This window comes from Arcicella sp. GW458-12-2-14-TSB2 (genome assembly GCF_059423785.1).
The window spans coordinates 1-15,055 of record NZ_JBWKYN010000062.1; the positions used below are offsets into that span (position 1 = coordinate 1).

At 34.4% G+C, this 15,055-nt stretch carries 14 protein-coding genes; 9 read left to right on the forward strand and 5 right to left on the reverse strand.

What is annotated here, in order from left to right:
* The first annotated feature begins 176 nt into the window (after positions 1-176).
* The 6 genes from AC07XN_RS10845 to AC07XN_RS10870 all read left to right on the forward strand — a co-directional run bounded on the left by AC07XN_RS10845 (position 177) and on the right by AC07XN_RS10870 (position 7,915).
* Positions 177-941 (forward strand): rhamnogalacturonan acetylesterase, encoded by a 765-nt coding sequence (locus tag AC07XN_RS10845; RefSeq protein WP_494743071.1) that lies wholly within the window; start codon positions 177-179, stop codon positions 939-941.
* 278 nt (positions 942-1,219) lie between these two features.
* The gene (locus tag AC07XN_RS10850) at positions 1,220-1,912 is read left to right on the forward strand and encodes a carbohydrate-binding protein (RefSeq protein WP_494743072.1); all 693 of its coding nucleotides are present in this window, start codon (positions 1,220-1,222) and stop codon (positions 1,910-1,912) included.
* Between the two features lie 142 nt (positions 1,913-2,054).
* Complete coding sequence (locus AC07XN_RS10855) at positions 2,055-2,762, forward strand: alpha/beta hydrolase (RefSeq protein ID WP_494743073.1); 708 nt, start codon at positions 2,055-2,057, stop codon at positions 2,760-2,762.
* A gap of 82 nt (positions 2,763-2,844) precedes the next feature.
* On the forward strand, positions 2,845-4,788 hold the full coding sequence (locus AC07XN_RS10860) for a DNA/RNA helicase domain-containing protein (protein WP_309914377.1): 1,944 nt from the start codon (positions 2,845-2,847) through the stop codon (positions 4,786-4,788).
* A gap of 139 nt (positions 4,789-4,927) precedes the next feature.
* A complete protein-coding gene (locus AC07XN_RS10865) occupies positions 4,928-7,036 on the forward strand; it encodes a beta-galactosidase (RefSeq protein WP_494743074.1) in 2,109 nt (702 codons plus the stop codon).
* Positions 7,037-7,375: 339 nt separating this feature from the next.
* Positions 7,376-7,915 (forward strand): hypothetical protein, encoded by a 540-nt coding sequence (locus AC07XN_RS10870; protein ID WP_494743075.1) that lies wholly within the window; start codon positions 7,376-7,378, stop codon positions 7,913-7,915.
* A gap of 49 nt (positions 7,916-7,964) precedes the next feature.
* Here AC07XN_RS10870 and AC07XN_RS10875 read toward each other — a convergent pair whose 3' ends face one another.
* Together AC07XN_RS10875 and AC07XN_RS10880 are read right to left on the reverse strand one after the other, a co-directional pair.
* Positions 7,965-8,450: a PH domain-containing protein gene (locus tag AC07XN_RS10875; protein WP_494743076.1), complete on the reverse strand. Its 486-nt coding sequence runs from the start codon at positions 8,448-8,450 to the stop codon at positions 7,965-7,967.
* Position 8,451: 1 nt separating this feature from the next.
* On the reverse strand, positions 8,452-10,428 hold the full coding sequence (locus tag AC07XN_RS10880) for a tetratricopeptide repeat-containing sensor histidine kinase (protein ID WP_309914359.1): 1,977 nt from the start codon (positions 10,426-10,428) through the stop codon (positions 8,452-8,454).
* A 311-nt stretch (positions 10,429-10,739) separates the two neighbouring features.
* On the opposite strand from AC07XN_RS10880, the gene AC07XN_RS10885 reads away from it, so the two are divergent.
* Together AC07XN_RS10885 and AC07XN_RS10890 are read left to right on the forward strand one after the other, a co-directional pair.
* Positions 10,740-11,792 carry a sensor histidine kinase gene (locus AC07XN_RS10885; RefSeq protein ID WP_494743077.1) on the forward strand — a complete coding sequence of 351 codons (1,053 nt, stop codon included), beginning with the start codon at positions 10,740-10,742 and terminating at the stop codon, positions 11,790-11,792.
* 11 nt (positions 11,793-11,803) lie between these two features.
* Positions 11,804-12,175 carry a VOC family protein gene (locus tag AC07XN_RS10890; protein ID WP_494743078.1) on the forward strand — a complete coding sequence of 124 codons (372 nt, stop codon included), beginning with the start codon at positions 11,804-11,806 and terminating at the stop codon, positions 12,173-12,175.
* A 275-nt stretch (positions 12,176-12,450) separates the two neighbouring features.
* Here AC07XN_RS10890 and AC07XN_RS10895 read toward each other — a convergent pair whose 3' ends face one another.
* The 3 genes from AC07XN_RS10895 to AC07XN_RS10905 all read right to left on the reverse strand — a co-directional run bounded on the left by AC07XN_RS10895 (position 12,451) and on the right by AC07XN_RS10905 (position 14,018).
* Complete coding sequence (locus AC07XN_RS10895; protein WP_494743079.1) at positions 12,451-13,044, reverse strand: YceI family protein; 594 nt, start codon at positions 13,042-13,044, stop codon at positions 12,451-12,453.
* Between the two features lie 46 nt (positions 13,045-13,090).
* Positions 13,091-13,489, reverse strand: coding sequence for a hypothetical protein (locus tag AC07XN_RS10900; protein WP_494743080.1), 399 nt, complete (start codon positions 13,487-13,489; stop codon positions 13,091-13,093).
* A 124-nt stretch (positions 13,490-13,613) separates the two neighbouring features.
* On the reverse strand, positions 13,614-14,018 hold the full coding sequence (locus tag AC07XN_RS10905; RefSeq protein ID WP_494743081.1) for a hypothetical protein: 405 nt from the start codon (positions 14,016-14,018) through the stop codon (positions 13,614-13,616).
* Between the two features lie 142 nt (positions 14,019-14,160).
* Between AC07XN_RS10905 and AC07XN_RS10910 the strand changes: the two genes are divergently transcribed.
* Positions 14,161-15,027, forward strand: coding sequence for a helix-turn-helix domain-containing protein (locus tag AC07XN_RS10910; protein WP_494743082.1), 867 nt, complete (start codon positions 14,161-14,163; stop codon positions 15,025-15,027).
* The last annotated feature ends 28 nt before the right edge of the window (positions 15,028-15,055 follow it).

Genomic DNA, 15,055 nt, shown 5'->3' on the forward strand with positions numbered 1-15,055 from the left:
GGCTATGAAATGAGGCGACCAAAGCTCGGTTTGAAAGGCGATTTAAGCCTATTTAAACCAATTTTATCAATAATCACACCTTCATTTCAACTTTGTAAAAGATGTTGGTAATCAGTAGGACTTAAGTCCCCAGCTAATAGGAATAAATTTGATAATCAAAGTATAAAAACAATAACATGAAACGCATTCTAATTCTATCAAGTATTATTTTTCTTTCTTTTACCTTCTTTAAAAAAGAAAAACCTACGTTGTATATCATCGGTGATTCTACGGTAAGAAATGGCTCGGGTAAAGGTTCTGACGGACAATGGGGTTGGGGAAGTGTAATCCAAGATTATTTTGACACCACTAAAATCCATATCGAAAACCATGCGATTGGTGGCAGAAGTAGCCGTACTTTCTTGACCGAAGGACGTTGGGATAAAATCATGGCTAATCTTAAAAAAGGAGATTATGTGATGATACAGTTTGGTCATAACGACGGCGGAGCATTGAATGATAGTACACGTGCCAGAGGAAGCATCAAAGGAATCGGCGAAGAGACCGAAGAGATTGATAACATGATGACTAAAAAACATGAAACCGTACACACTTACGGCTGGTACATGCGTAAATACATCAATGAAACCAAAGAAAAAGGTGGGCAAGCGATTGTATTCTCGCCAGTGCCACGCAATGTTTGGAAAGGTGGAAAAATACCAAGAGATACTTATGGAAAATGGGCAGCTGAAACAGCTAAGACCACAGGAGCTTTCTTTGTAGATTTAAACGAATTGGTGGCTGTAAAATATGAGCAGTCGGATGAGGCTACTTTAAAGAAAAACTACTTCCCTATCGACCACACACATACTAATTATGAAGGAGCAAAAGTGAATGCTCAGACAGTAGTGGAAGGCTTGAAAGAAGTGAAAAAATGTAAATTGAATAAATATCTAAAGTAATCATACTAATTGCCAATCTCAAAAAATACTGATGACATGACTTGGATTCATACCATCAGTGCTCTTATCACTAGCGAGGGACTTAAGTCCCTCGCTAGTGATAAACCATTTAATTATCAACAACTTACAAACTTATAGATAATCTATAAAACTTAAGTCTCTCTCTAGGGATAAGGGTTCCCTACTTTCCACAGAACCATACAAACCAACTTGTACATTTCGACTTATACGCTTAACTTGGAAGACTATGAAAAGTTAACACGTAAACAATTCCTCCAATGTCCAAACATACTCTGCTGCTATTATGCTGTGTAACGATTTGTTCTTTAAAGCCTGTCAGTGCTCAAAAAAAGGCATCTTTGTATAAAGGCACACCCTATCAAGATGCTTTGTATAAAAAAGGCGCACAGAAAATCCCCGGGAAATTGCAATGCGAATACTATGATTTAGGTGGCGAAGGCATTGCTTATCACGATACCGATAGTGTCAACGCAGGCAGTGGGCGTCTTAATAAAGTGGATGGCAGTTATTTACATTCTTTCCGTATCAACGAATCCGTTGATATTTCATATACTAAATTCCAAAATCCACCGATAGATAATTCAAGCTATAATTTGGCACCCACAAAACCAAATCAATTATACGTGGGTTGGACGATGCCCGGTGAATGGATAAAATACACTATCGACGTTCAACAAGCAGGGACTTATCAGTTAGGAATCATGTTTACTGCTAATAAATATGGTATTATTTCATTTTCAGTAAATGATGTAGATCAAACTGGACAGCTTATTCTTCCATCTACCTTTGTAGACGCCGATACCATCGCTTGGCGGCAGTGGCATCACTGGAATTATCTTGATAATATTGCTACTATTAAACTTCAAAAAGGCATTCAAACATTTACCATTCATACCGTTGATATAGGCAATATGAATTATGATTATATTAACTTTAAGAAGATAGATTAAATTAACTTCTTGTACGATAAAATCATTCACATAATAGGACACCATGAGCTATCAAATTATCACAAAAATACTCTTTATAATATTGGGCATATACCTTATCATTTGTGGATTATTGTTCATGTTTCAAGAAAAGCTCATTTTTTTGCCTCAAAAACTTAATAGCACACATCAATTTAGTTTCTGGCAAGACTTCAAAGAAATGAATTTTAAAATGAAGGATGGAGTATTGCTTAACGGAGTTTTATTCAAAGCGGTTAATTCAAAGGGACTTATCTTTTACTTACATGGCAATGCTGGTTCGTTGGAAAATTGGGGAGAAGTAGCAAAAACTTATACAAGCCTACATTATGATGTTTTCATGCTCGATTATAGGGGTTATGGAAAAAGTGAAGGCTCAATATTCAGTGAAGAACAGCTTTTTCAAGACAATCAGGCTGTTTATGATGAATTAAAAAAGAAATATTCTGAAAATAAAATAATAGTATTAGGGTATTCAATTGGTACTGGCATGGCGACCAAAATTGCCTCCACCAATCATCCAAAACTATTAATTTTACAAGCCCCATATTTTAGCTTAACAGATTTGATGGAACACTACTACCCTATTATTCCCCCGTTTATACTACAATACAAACTAGCAACTAACCTATATATCAAAGATTGCGAAATGCCTATTGTGGTTTTTCATGGAGATGAGGATGAAATAATTTATTATGGCTCATCTTTAAAGTTAAAAGCATTATTTAAACCACAAGACACTCTAATAACCTTAAACAAACAACATCATAATGGTATCACAGATAATGAAAATTATCGGCTGGCTATTCAGAAAATATTGATGGAGCGTTAGTAATATTATATTTATTGATGATCTTTATATTATGAATCCCTACAACTAAAAATTATAAGTAATCTTAAAATAAAATTATAAAGTGCCTGGAAAATATCAAAACACCACTGCTGACTTTTTAAAAGCAGAAAATGAAACAGTAATTGGACACCTAGCTATGGGCGTGACAAATCATCAATTATTGATGCAACAGCGAACATCTTGGAATCATCAAATCACATTCTTAAAACAAACACTTAGCTATCTTCCAGATGATTGGGGCGTAATTCTTGAATATCCTATACCAAGGCGTTCAAAACGAATTGATATAATAGTAATAGCTAGAGACTTAATCTTTATAATCGAATTTAAAGATCGTGAAACAAAATATTCTCAAGATGCAATTAGTCAGGTTGAAGATTATTCTCTTGATATAAGAGACTTCCACAAGCAATCTGTATCAAAAACAATCATTCCTATTGTGTGGGCTTCTGATGCTACAGACAAAAGCAATTCTTTTAATGATAATCTTGATTTTGTAAAACCAACATTGTTTGCAAATCAATTCAATTTACACATTGTAATAAAATCGGCATTTAATTTTTTCTCAGACATAACTCGACCTCAAATTAATATAGTGGATTGGAACAATAGTGAATATTTACCTACACCAACTATTATTGAAGCGGCACAACATTTATTTTCTGGACAAAATGTTAAAGAAATTTCGCGTTCTCATGCTGGTTCTGAAAATTTAACAGAAACTACTAATTCTATCTTGAAAGCTATTAAACAAGCTCAAGACAAAAATGAAAAGATAATTTGTTTTATTACAGGAGTACCTGGTGCTGGAAAAACCTTAGCTGGTTTAAATATTGTTCATAACGTTGAAAATCATTCTGGCAAGGGTGTTTTCCTTTCTGGGAATGGTCCTTTGGTAAAAGTATTAACTGAAGCTTTAGCTAAAGATAATTCAGAAAGAAAAAATATATCATTAGTACAATCTAGAAGAGAGATTGTATTTGTTCAAAATGTTCATCAATTTCTGGACTTCTATCATAAAAATGACCAGATTCCTCAAGATAAAATAATATTATTTGACGAAGCACAGCGAGCTTGGAATGCAGAACATTCTAAACGTAAATTTGATAGAGATTTTTCGGAAGCAGAAATGTTATTTAACATTATGAATAGAAATAAAGATTGGGCTGTAATTGTTGCACTAATTGGAAGCGGACAAGAAATAAACACTGGTGAAGCAGGACTAGCAGAATGGGGCAAAACAATAAATACAAAGTTTCCGAATTGGAAAATTTATATTTCACCCGAACTCAAAGAAGGAACTTCAAATATTGCTAATTATAAGCTCTTTGAAACGGCACCCAAAAACCTTTCAATAACAGAGTTGCCTGAACTTCATTTAAAGGTATCTATTCGTTCATATAAAGCAGAAAAACTTTCGCTATGGGTTGAAGCCTTACTGGAAGGCGAACTATTAAAAGCAAAAGACTTATTACAAAATCATTTAAAAGACTATCCTGTTTTCTTAACACGAAACTTAGAAACGGCAAAACAGTTTCTAAGAAACAAAAATCGTGGACACCGAAGAACAGGGCTTATTGCAAGCTCTGGAGCGAGGCGTTTAAGACCTTTGGGACTCGATGTAACTGCTGAAATTGATGTTGCTAATTGGTTTCTAAAACCTAAAAATGATATACGCTCATCTTGTTTCTTAGAACTTCCAGCAACAGAATTTGCTGTACAAGGTTTAGAGCTTGATTGGGTCGGACTTTGTTGGGGTGATGATTTTAGAAAAGAAGTTACAGGATGGTCATTCCATGCATTTAAAGGCACTAAATGGCAAAATGAAAAGAAAGACGAAAGAAAGCAATTTATCAAAAACAAATACCGTGTTTTGCTGACACGTGGACGAGAAGGATTAATAATTTTTATTCCAGAAGGCTCAGCAATAGACAATACAAGGCCTTCAAAAAACTACGACAGTACATATAAGTATTTAAAAGAGATAGGGATTAAAGAGCTATAAACTACAATAAGTTTTTTATTTAAGGAATAAATCATTCCTATTGTATCATTTTGATACAATTTTGTATTATTTTTGAAATGAAAGGCTAATTTTCAATCAAAAACAATCAATCGTTTCTTATTTGTATTCCTCCTCGATTATGAAAAATCCAAGATTATTCACCAAAATCATGGCTCAATGTCTGTTGATGACTTGGCTGATATTAGGTAATGCTTTGTATTCCTCCGCACAAAGTCCCAATAATAAATTACTTTTCGGGGTAGCTTATTACGACGAGTACATGCCTTATGAACGTTTGGATAAAGACATTGCCATGATGAAAGAGGCAGGTATCAATGTGGTTAGGATTGCAGAATCAACATGGAGTACCGTTGAACCACAAGACAATGTCTATGATTTTTCTCATATCGACCGTGTGTTAAATGCCATGCACAAAGGAGGAATCCATGTGATTATCGGGACGCCTACTTATGCCGTACCGACTTGGTTGGTCAAAAAATATCCTTCGGTATTGGCTACTACTGCTCAGGGACAAAACCGATATGGCGTTCGTCAGAATATGGATATTACCAATGAACACTTTAGGTTTCATGCAGAAAGGGTGATTCGTAAAATCATGGAACATGTAAAAGACCACCCTGCCATCATTGGCTATCAGGTAGACAACGAAACTAAACACTACAACACCGCAGGCGATAATGTTCAAAAAGCATTTGTAGCCTATATGAAAGCAAAATACAAAACCTTAGAGGCTATCAACAAAGCTTTTGGGTTAGATTATTGGAGCAATAGAATCAACAATTGGGATGATTTTCCATCGACCGTAGGTTCTATCAACGCTAGTTTAAGTGCTGAGTTTTCTAAGTTTCAAAGACAATTAGTGACCGACTACTTGGCTTGGCAAGTGGCTTTAGTAAAAGAATACAGCAAGCCGAATCAGTTTGTCACTCAAAACTTTGATTTCGATTGGCGAGGGATTTCTTATGGTATTCAAACCGATGTAAACCATTTTGATGCTGCCAAAGCAATGGATTATGCGGGCGTAGATATTTATCACCCAACACAGGATTTTTTGACAGGTATTGAAATTTCATTTGGCGGTGATTTAGGTCGCTCGATGAAGAATGGTAAAAACTATTTGGTGATTGAAACAGAGGCACAAGGTTTTCCGCAGTGGGTTCCCTACCCTAACCAATTGCGTTTACAAGCCTTCAGTCATATTGCCTCTGGGGCAAATATGTTGGAATACTGGCATTGGCATTCTATCCATAATTCAGCAGAAACCTATTGGAAAGGCTTATTAAGTCATGATTTTGAACCAAATCCGACTTATAACGAAGCAAAAACCATTGGTAAAGACTTTGAAAAATTGAGTTCAAAGTTAATCAACCTGAAAAAGCAAAATGATGTAGCCATCCTATTTAGCAATGAAGCCCAAACGGCCTTCAATGCTTTTAGTTTTGGTTGGGGAGCTAGAGAGCGTTATAATGATATTCTTCGTCCGCTTTATGATGCTCTTTATCGCATGAATGTTGGCACTGATTTTATCGACCCAAGTACTACTAATTTTGAAAAGTATAAACTGATTGTAGTACCTGCTCTTTATGCTGCCTCTGACGAACTATTGAACCGACTAAATACTTTTACCAAAAACGGAGGGCATGTAGTATATACCTTTAAAAGTGGGTTCTCGGATGAAAACGTAAAAGTAAGAACTAGTCTTCAGCCCGGTATCGTCAATGAGGCTTGCGGGATTTCGTACAGTCAGTTTACTATTCCCAATAACGTTTCGTTGAAAGGTGACCCCTATCAGGTAGGAACAGCCAACAACAAAGTAAACACTTGGATGGAGCTTATCACCCCAACAACTGCCAAGGTATTGGCGTATTACGAACACCCAGCTTGGGGGAAATATGCAGCCATCACTCAAAACGAATATGGCAAAGGCGTAGCAACCTATATTGGCTGTATGACGACTGAAAAAATTACAGAAGGAATATTGAAAGAAGCCCTTAAGAAGGCTAATCTTTGGGGAACAAATCAAAATTTATACTTCCCTCTCATCACCAAAGAAGGCACAAATACGGCAGGCAAAAAAATCCATTATTACTTTAACTATTCAGCCGAAAGCAAAAGTCTGAAATATCCTTTTAAATCAGGAAAGGAATTGATTTCAAACACTGGTATTCAGCTAAATCAAAATATTGATTTAGCGCCTTGGGGATTTAAGATTGTTGAGGAGGAATAGGGTTGTTTGCTTCCCTTCTCCGTGGTTTGTGGCACACAGAAAACGGAGAAGAGAGAATAAAAGAACTTTTAGGATGCTGTCTAAAAAGGAAAACATAGCCAAATATTATTTGGCTGTAAAAACTTTTCGGACAGCCTCTTTTTCGTTATTATACTTTCTCCATTTTTGTCATTACACCTTCTCTTCTTCACAGACAACTGCAATTCACAATAAGTTTTAAAAATCAATTATTCCAATGCTTTGGATTGCCAACAGAAAATGCTAGTTTGCGTTAGCAAAATAAAATTAATTATTCCCATAAGATAATAGAAACCTTAATACACTTATTAAATAACCACCGTGGAAAACTCAGAAGAATTATCAGAAAACAAAAGCCCTCAAATAAACGAGGATATTGAAATCCAGTATATTATCAGCACCAACAAGTTTATCGTCCTTTCAATTCTATCATTTGGATTTTATATAACATGGTGGCACTACAAAGCATGGAGGTTTTTTAACCAGAAAGACCAATTAGACATTATGCCTGCCGTCAGAGCAACAAATGGTATTTTCTTTATTTATTCTCTATTGAGGAGAATATTGAAATTTGCACAAGAAAAAGGTTATTCTAAAAAGTATCCTAGTGCATTGTATTCGTTAGTTTTTATCATCTTAGTTTTACCATCTTTACCCCCTTTATATTTCTCCTTGCCTGAAATCCTATCATTAATATTATTGATTCAACCATTTCAAGCCCTCAACTTTGCAAAACGCCAGTCTAATGATTTGAGAGTAATTGAACAGACTAATTTTAATAGAAGGCAAAAAGCACTTTTATTTATTGGTGGTTGGTGTTGGATAAGTATTATTGCAGAAACTTTTTTGAATATAAATTGAGGGTTTGACTGAACATTTCCATGTTCTGTGGCACACTAAAAGGAACTCATCATCCATAATAATCAGCTACAAACGCCTGTGGGTCATCAGGTGTTAGGATAATTTTTTCGTCTTCGGTTGTTCTTACCAAAACGGTATTGTCTTTTCTGGTGGCATACCAAGTCATGCTCCCCATTTTGGTATTGGCAAATTTCCCGAAATATCCATAGTATCCTCCTACGCCAAAAGTTTTGAGTGAATAGGCTATTTTTTCAGGATCTAATACCTCCACACTTACGATTTTATATCGCTCTATCTCTAAATTTTTGATGGGTCTGTGGATAATTAGGCTACTATCGTTGATGGTATAACTCATAGGTCGATAAGCATAAGCCAGTCCGAAGACCAACAACAAAAATATTCCTGATATCAATGTAAACGCTAAACCAAGCTCTTTCATTACTGTAAAGAAACTAATGATTGAAACGGCGAATAAGATATTAATCGCAACGGTCGTTACTTTTACGAATTTATCTAAGGAGGCCTTGTGTGTCATATTAGCATGGGTATTTAAATGTAATAATAAACTCTGTACCTTCATTTTCTTTACTAAATACCGATATCGTGGCATTGTTGAGTTCCACAAATTTTTTAACAAGCATTAACCCTATACCAATACCCTTTTCTTTTTTGGTACCATAGGTCGAAATACTTTTGCCTGATTCCTGAAAAATCTTCTTTAATTTTGTCTCTGACATCCCAATACCATTGTCTTTTACAGAAACCCTAGCGGCATCATCGGTAAGCAAATAGCTAATTAAAATTTCACCTTTAGGCTTAGTAAATTTAATAGCATTGGCTATCAGGTTCTGAAAGATAATCCGAACTTGGTCTTGGTCGGCTTTTATCGGTACGGATACCTCGTTATGATGGATAATTTTAATCTTCTTTTCGTTGGCTACAGCTATAAAAACCCCCAGTACTTCATCTATCACCTCTGTTAAAGACAAGTCTATTATTTCTGTTTTCAGTCCTTCTCGCTGGCTATTGGCCCATGTTAGTAGGTGGTCAATCATCGCCGAAGTAAGCGTCATTTGTTCTAATACCTTATCAAGCATTAGTTCTTTTTCTTCCTCCTCTAACTCATCTGTTTTAAATAACCTCAAAGCCCCTAACATAGCTGCAAAAGGACTCCTTAGGTCATGCCCAATAATAGAAAACAGCTTATCTTTGGTTTCGTTAGAATTATTAAGGTCTTCATTTTTCTGCTCAATCAATTGTTTCTGAGCAATGATATAATCTGACTTCTTCTGAAGGTCCTGATATAGCTTTTCTGTTTTTTTGGCACTTCTATAAATCATTATCACTATAACCATCAGGAAGATAGCAATGAGTATAATGATAAGAATAATTAGCCTATTGGTAGCCTCCTGCTCTTGTGCAATCTGGTTCTTTTTAATCAGTACTTCATTTTCTGCTTGTTTTTGTTTCAGATAAAGGGCATTAATCTCCTTTTCCTTCGATTCATTAAATAGGCTATCGCTATATTGTTTATCCATTAAAAGATATTGATAAGCCTTGCCCGAATCTCCGACGGCACTATAAGACTGATGTAACATTTTTAAGGCTTGCTCTATATCCCACTTGGTGTTTGTCTTTTGGGCTAACAAAAGCCCTTTCTGGCTACACAATACTGCGGCTTTATATTTACCTAATTTGTAATAACATTTCGCCAGACCTGTATAAGCAAAACTATTTTCCCAATCGTTCTGATAACTGGTATTTTTAATGACAGAGGAATAGTAAAAAATGGCTTTATTTAATTGTTCTTTTTGCAGATAATAATCACCAATCCTATTGTCAGCCATAGCCAGCAAATGCTCTTCATTAATTTGCTTACTTACTGACTTAGACAGCATGAGGTAGTAAATAGTGCTATCAGATTTATTTTCTAAGTGACACAAGCCTATATTGAAGTAGTTTGCCGAAAGTCTGTTTAATTTATTGAGGCTTTTGTTAACGGCTGCAGCTTTTAAAAATTCTTTTAAAGCTAAATTAATTTTGTTCTGAGCAAGGTAAATAAGTCCGACGATATTTGAAGCATTAGCCACGCCCAATTTATCATTATTTTGGGTACTAATCCTTAAGGCTATTAGGCTATTGTTCAACGAAATATCATAGTTCCCTTTCATATAATGCATCTTGCCAAGCATGGCATAAGCCCTTGCACGACCTTGATTATAATTTATTTGCTCTGATAATGCCAATGCCTTGTTAGAGTAAATAAAGGCACTATCTGATACCGTTTCCATATACTCTGAAGCAATCGAACTCAATAAATTAATCGTTGCTGTATCAGGTTTTGTCTGGTTTGTAACTGTAAGTTTATTCCATTTAGAGAGCAATTGCTCAAGTTTTTTTTGTTGAGAAAAAACGATGAAAGGACATAAAAGAAGAAGGACTATTAACCTAAAAACTTTCAAAAGCATAATCTTAAAAGGATAATATGGTAAAGGTACTGTTTGGACATTCATTCAGGAAGTTATCAATATGTAGCTTAATTATAAATATAACATAAAGATATTTGATTCTGGAAAACATATCTAATAAATTTAAATTGAAAATTTTGTTTATCCTCTTTGCTTGTTTATTAAACACAAACAAGGGTGCAGTATCGTTAATGTTCTATCCTTTTGTCAATAAAAATCCTATTTTCTGATAATAACTAAAAATTAATATTGTTTATTTCTAGAGATGAATTAACTAAAAAATGATACCTTAAATTAGAAATAAAAGAATCTGATCCTCATTCAAAACTTCTCTTAAAACTAAAATACTTAAAATTATGAACCCTTCAAACGAAATGCTATCTCTACGTTCTGCCTTTTTTGATAATGCTGAGCTACATTTTTTATTATTTGATAGTGGCTTACATGTATTGGATATGAATGAATCTTTGCTTAAACATTATCACCTACAAAGAGAGGACTTGATTGGGAAACATATATTCGAGATTTCTCAGAATGCTAAAGAGAGAGGCTTGCATGAAAAATATATGGAGGTGATACGTACTGGTAAGCCTATCATCATAGAAGAAAGTATTACTCATCCTATTCATGGGAATCAATGTAATCGATTAAAGGCCTTTAAGGTTGGTGATGGTGTAGGAGTGACGGCATCCAATATTACTGAGTATAAAAATGCAATAGAGTCATTAGAAGTATTTTCTTATAGGCTCTCCCACGATATTAAAAGCCCTATGTCAAGTATTTTAGAGTTAACAAGGCTTACTCTTGACGAGGAAGAACAGATTGATTATAATACATTAAAAACTTATTGTGGACTAATCCATGAAAGTGCCAGTAGATTATTAGCAACCGTAACACAAGTAAATCAATCTTTGAAAATTCAAAAACAGGCTCCTCATTTTGAATTGATAGATTTCAATACTGTGGTAGATGAAGTAAAAAAATCCTTGGCTAGTATGGAAGGGTACAATCATCTTCACTTTGAAGAAACAATAGCATATCCTTTTGATTTTTATTTCGATAAAACCATCATTACCTCTTTATTCCAAAATATCATTGATAATGCCATTAAATATCGAAATATTAGTAGAGAAGATTCTTTTCTAAAAATAGAAATTTCAGGCGATAATGGCTTTGTCAGGATTGTTTTTTATGACAACGGCATTGGCATAAAAAAAGAATACCAAAAAAATATTTTCAAGCTATTTTACCGTGCTACGAAACAATCTGAGGGTACTGGGATTGGTCTTTATACTTTAAGGTATGTGATAGAAAAACTAGGGGGTTTGATTGCATTTGAAAGTACAGAAGGCATTGGTACTATTTTCAGAATTACCTTACCCAATAAAACAGATAATGTTGTATTATAACCAACTACTATATGAAATATAACGGACTGAGACCCATACTATGGACGAATCAATTAATTGAAACAATTGATTTTTATACTAAAATATTAGGCTTTGCCGTAGCTGAACAAAATGAAGCATGGGGATGGGCTTCTTTGTACAAAGATGAGGTGGAAATTATGTTGGCTAAACCAAATGAGCATATTCCTTTTGACAAACCCATTTTTACAGGTAGTTTTTACATCAATACCGATAAGGTAGATGAGCTTTGGGAGGAATTAAAAGACAAGGTGGAGGTGTGTTATGAAATAGAAGACTTTGAATGGCAAATGCGAGAGTTTGCTATTTATGATAATAATGGGTATTTGATTCAGTTTGGGCAAGATATAAATGAGAAGATGTAGATTGATTATTAAAAGATTGTATCCCTTACATTTAGCTGGTGACTTAAGTCCTACTGATTACCCCCATCTTTTAAAAAGTTGAAATGGAAATGTTATTATTGATTAAATTAGCTTAAATGTACATAACTAGTCTTTAAAACCAAGCGTTGAATCCCTCATCTCTAGGGAGGGACTTAAGTCCCTCCCTAGAGATAATATATTGATTATTAGTTATTTATATACTTATTGGTAATCAGTAGGACTTAAGGCACCGACTAAATATAAAGAGTACAATCCTACAATTTTTTAAACACCAAATCCAACTTAATAGGTATCTCATCAGCGATTAAATCGTCTTTAATCGTTGAGATGAAATTGGGTGTTTTATAGGTGATTCCCCATCTGGAACGATAGATACTCAAATCACCTTTGGCAACAACATTATCTTTATTGATATTAATAAAGGCGGTAAAGACAATTTGGTTGGAGATGCCTTTCATAATAAAATTCCCCGTTATCGAATATTTATTAGGTTGTGCTGTTGGCTGGACTTTAGTGATAATAAAGTTGGCCTGTGGGTACTTGCTGACTGCAAAGAAATCATCCGCTTTTAAATGCTCTTCTAAATTTCGTTGCCCTTTTAAATCTTTTTGATCTGTATTTTTGATACTGTTCATATCAATCACAAAAGTGCCTCCTTGTATTTTTCCATCGTTTGATACGATAATATTTCCAGACGAAAACTTTAAAGTACCTTCATGTCCGCCATAACCAAATGCGGGTGTACCTTTCCAAAAAATCTGACTTTCGGTAACTGACAAATTGAATTTTTGTTGAGCATAACCTGATAAATAACCAAACAGCAATAATAAGTTGATAAGCTTTTTCATAGTAAACAGGATTTAGAGAAGTGATATTTTAGCTATCGCCCAATTGCTATTCAACCTTAATTTCATTATGGGGTAAGGCATATTGATCAGAACTGGTTAATAAAACTATTGTATCGCCTTTTTTGCATTTTGTCAACACATTTTGAATATCAATATTAGGGAACACTTCTTTAAAAGAAAGCTTTATCGTTCCTGTTTTTTGGTCTTTGATAGCGATACTAAAAGGTATATTATTAATAGCCTTTGCTTTATCCGCTGATAGTTCGACAGTACTGACCGCCAAAGAACCTTTGGCGTTTAAGGAGACTTTGCCTTTTGATAAATTATCATATTTCTCAACAATCATTTTGCTGTTTAAGAAGGCAGCAGTACAGTCTGTGAAAGTACTTTGTGCTAGCAAAGAATGGGAGAATAGGATAAACGAAAAAATGAGTAGCTTTTTCATGATGCTTAAGAAAGTTTTAGGATATATTTATAGAACACGCACAACACACAATTTGCATCTTTACTATTAGGGTACGACTTAAGTCGCACCCTAATAGTAAGTCGTTTTTACATCTAAAAACTTCTTATTCACTTACTTTATTAGCATTGTCAGCCACAACTTTTTTATCTGAACTCGCTAATAAAACTGAAGGGTCTTTCTTTTTGCAAGTAACAGGTACATTATTAATATCAATTTTAGTAAAGATTTCATTAAATGAAAGCATCTTTTGTGCAGAATACTGGTCTTTGTTAGCAATACGGTAAGGCACTAAGCAAGTAACGGCTTTTGCTTCTTTTTTTGATGACTCAACTGCGCTAGTTTTTACGGCTTCTTTGTTTTTTGATGATGGCTTACAACATTTCTTTTTATTAAATTTTTCAACCATTGTTTTACTATTAAACAGTACGTCCGAATATTTTTTAGTAGGTGTTTCTGCTACTAAAGCATAAGAAAATAGCATAAGCGAAAGAGTGAGCATTTTTTTCATGTCGATATTTGTTTATGTTTGAATTAACTGACACAAACCTATCTAATGGAAGGTGGTAGGTAGTAAATCAAATGTAAAAAAGTGTAAAAGCCATGTAAATACAATTGAAACAAGCTATTTATCCTTTAAATTGCCCCTGATTATGAAAACAAAATTTTATATACTATTTGCTGTGCTGGTGATTGGCTCGTTATTTTTTATGGCTACTACTACCAATAAAAATGATGACTATGCAGAAAAACACCTGATAGTGGTGCTACGCGACATCGGGCATCAGTTACTGCTCCATGCAAAAGACTCAACGTCTCGGGTATTGCCCATCAAGAAAATCAAAGACAATACTTTCCAGATTACTTTTCAGAGCAATTTTACGTTCGTGTCTGATACCCTTGTAAGTTTAGTAGATAAGAAATTGAAATCGACTAATTTACCCACAGAGTACATCGTAAATGTGATAGATTGCAGTAATAAGGAATTGATTTTTGCCTATGAGGTAAGTATTAAAACAGACAATATTTTGCCTTGTCTGGGCAGGAAACAACCTATAGGATGCTACATCGTTCAAATTGAGTTTTTGAAAACAAAATCACTCAGTCTTTACAATTATCTATTGTTGTTAATTCCTTTGGGGATAGTAGGGTATTTTATGCGGGGTAGCTATTTTAACCGTAAAAAAAGTACTACTCCTACCCCACCGTCTGTTTTAGACTATATAAGTATCGGTAAATATGCTTTTTATACTGATAAGAGCATCCTAAAGTTTGATTATGAAACCATAGAACTGTCTGAACGAGAGGCAAAACTATTAGCAATATTTGCCATCAATCAGAACCAATTGATTGAAAGAGAAAGACTTTTGAAGGAGGTTTGGGAAAATGAGGGTGTATTTGTGATAAGTAGAAATTTAGATGTGTTGGTATCGAAACTTCGTAAAAAATTGCAGAAGGATGACTTAGTGAAAATTACAAATCAGCATGGAAAAGGATATAAATTGGAGGTGGGAGCGTAAAGTTTTCAATCCTTATCACTAGCGAGGG

Coding starts and splice junctions, on each gene's coding strand:
- AC07XN_RS10880 (WP_309914359.1), bottom strand. CDS start 10,428: ATGAATGTCCAAACAGTACCTTTACCATATTATCCTTTTAAGATTATG.
- AC07XN_RS10850 (WP_494743072.1), top strand. CDS start 1,220: ATGTCCAAACATACTCTGCTGCTATTATGCTGTGTAACGATTTGTTCT.
- AC07XN_RS10885 (WP_494743077.1), top strand. CDS start 10,740: ATGAACCCTTCAAACGAAATGCTATCTCTACGTTCTGCCTTTTTTGAT.
- AC07XN_RS10845 (WP_494743071.1), top strand. CDS start 177: ATGAAACGCATTCTAATTCTATCAAGTATTATTTTTCTTTCTTTTACC.
- AC07XN_RS10910 (WP_494743082.1), top strand. CDS start 14,161: ATGAAAACAAAATTTTATATACTATTTGCTGTGCTGGTGATTGGCTCG.
- AC07XN_RS10875 (WP_494743076.1), bottom strand. CDS start 8,450: ATGACACACAAGGCCTCCTTAGATAAATTCGTAAAAGTAACGACCGTT.
- AC07XN_RS10895 (WP_494743079.1), bottom strand. CDS start 13,044: ATGAAAAAGCTTATCAACTTATTATTGCTGTTTGGTTATTTATCAGGT.
- AC07XN_RS10905 (WP_494743081.1), bottom strand. CDS start 14,018: ATGAAAAAAATGCTCACTCTTTCGCTTATGCTATTTTCTTATGCTTTA.
- AC07XN_RS10890 (WP_494743078.1), top strand. CDS start 11,804: ATGAAATATAACGGACTGAGACCCATACTATGGACGAATCAATTAATT.
- AC07XN_RS10900 (WP_494743080.1), bottom strand. CDS start 13,489: ATGAAAAAGCTACTCATTTTTTCGTTTATCCTATTCTCCCATTCTTTG.
- AC07XN_RS10865 (WP_494743074.1), top strand. CDS start 4,928: ATGAAAAATCCAAGATTATTCACCAAAATCATGGCTCAATGTCTGTTG.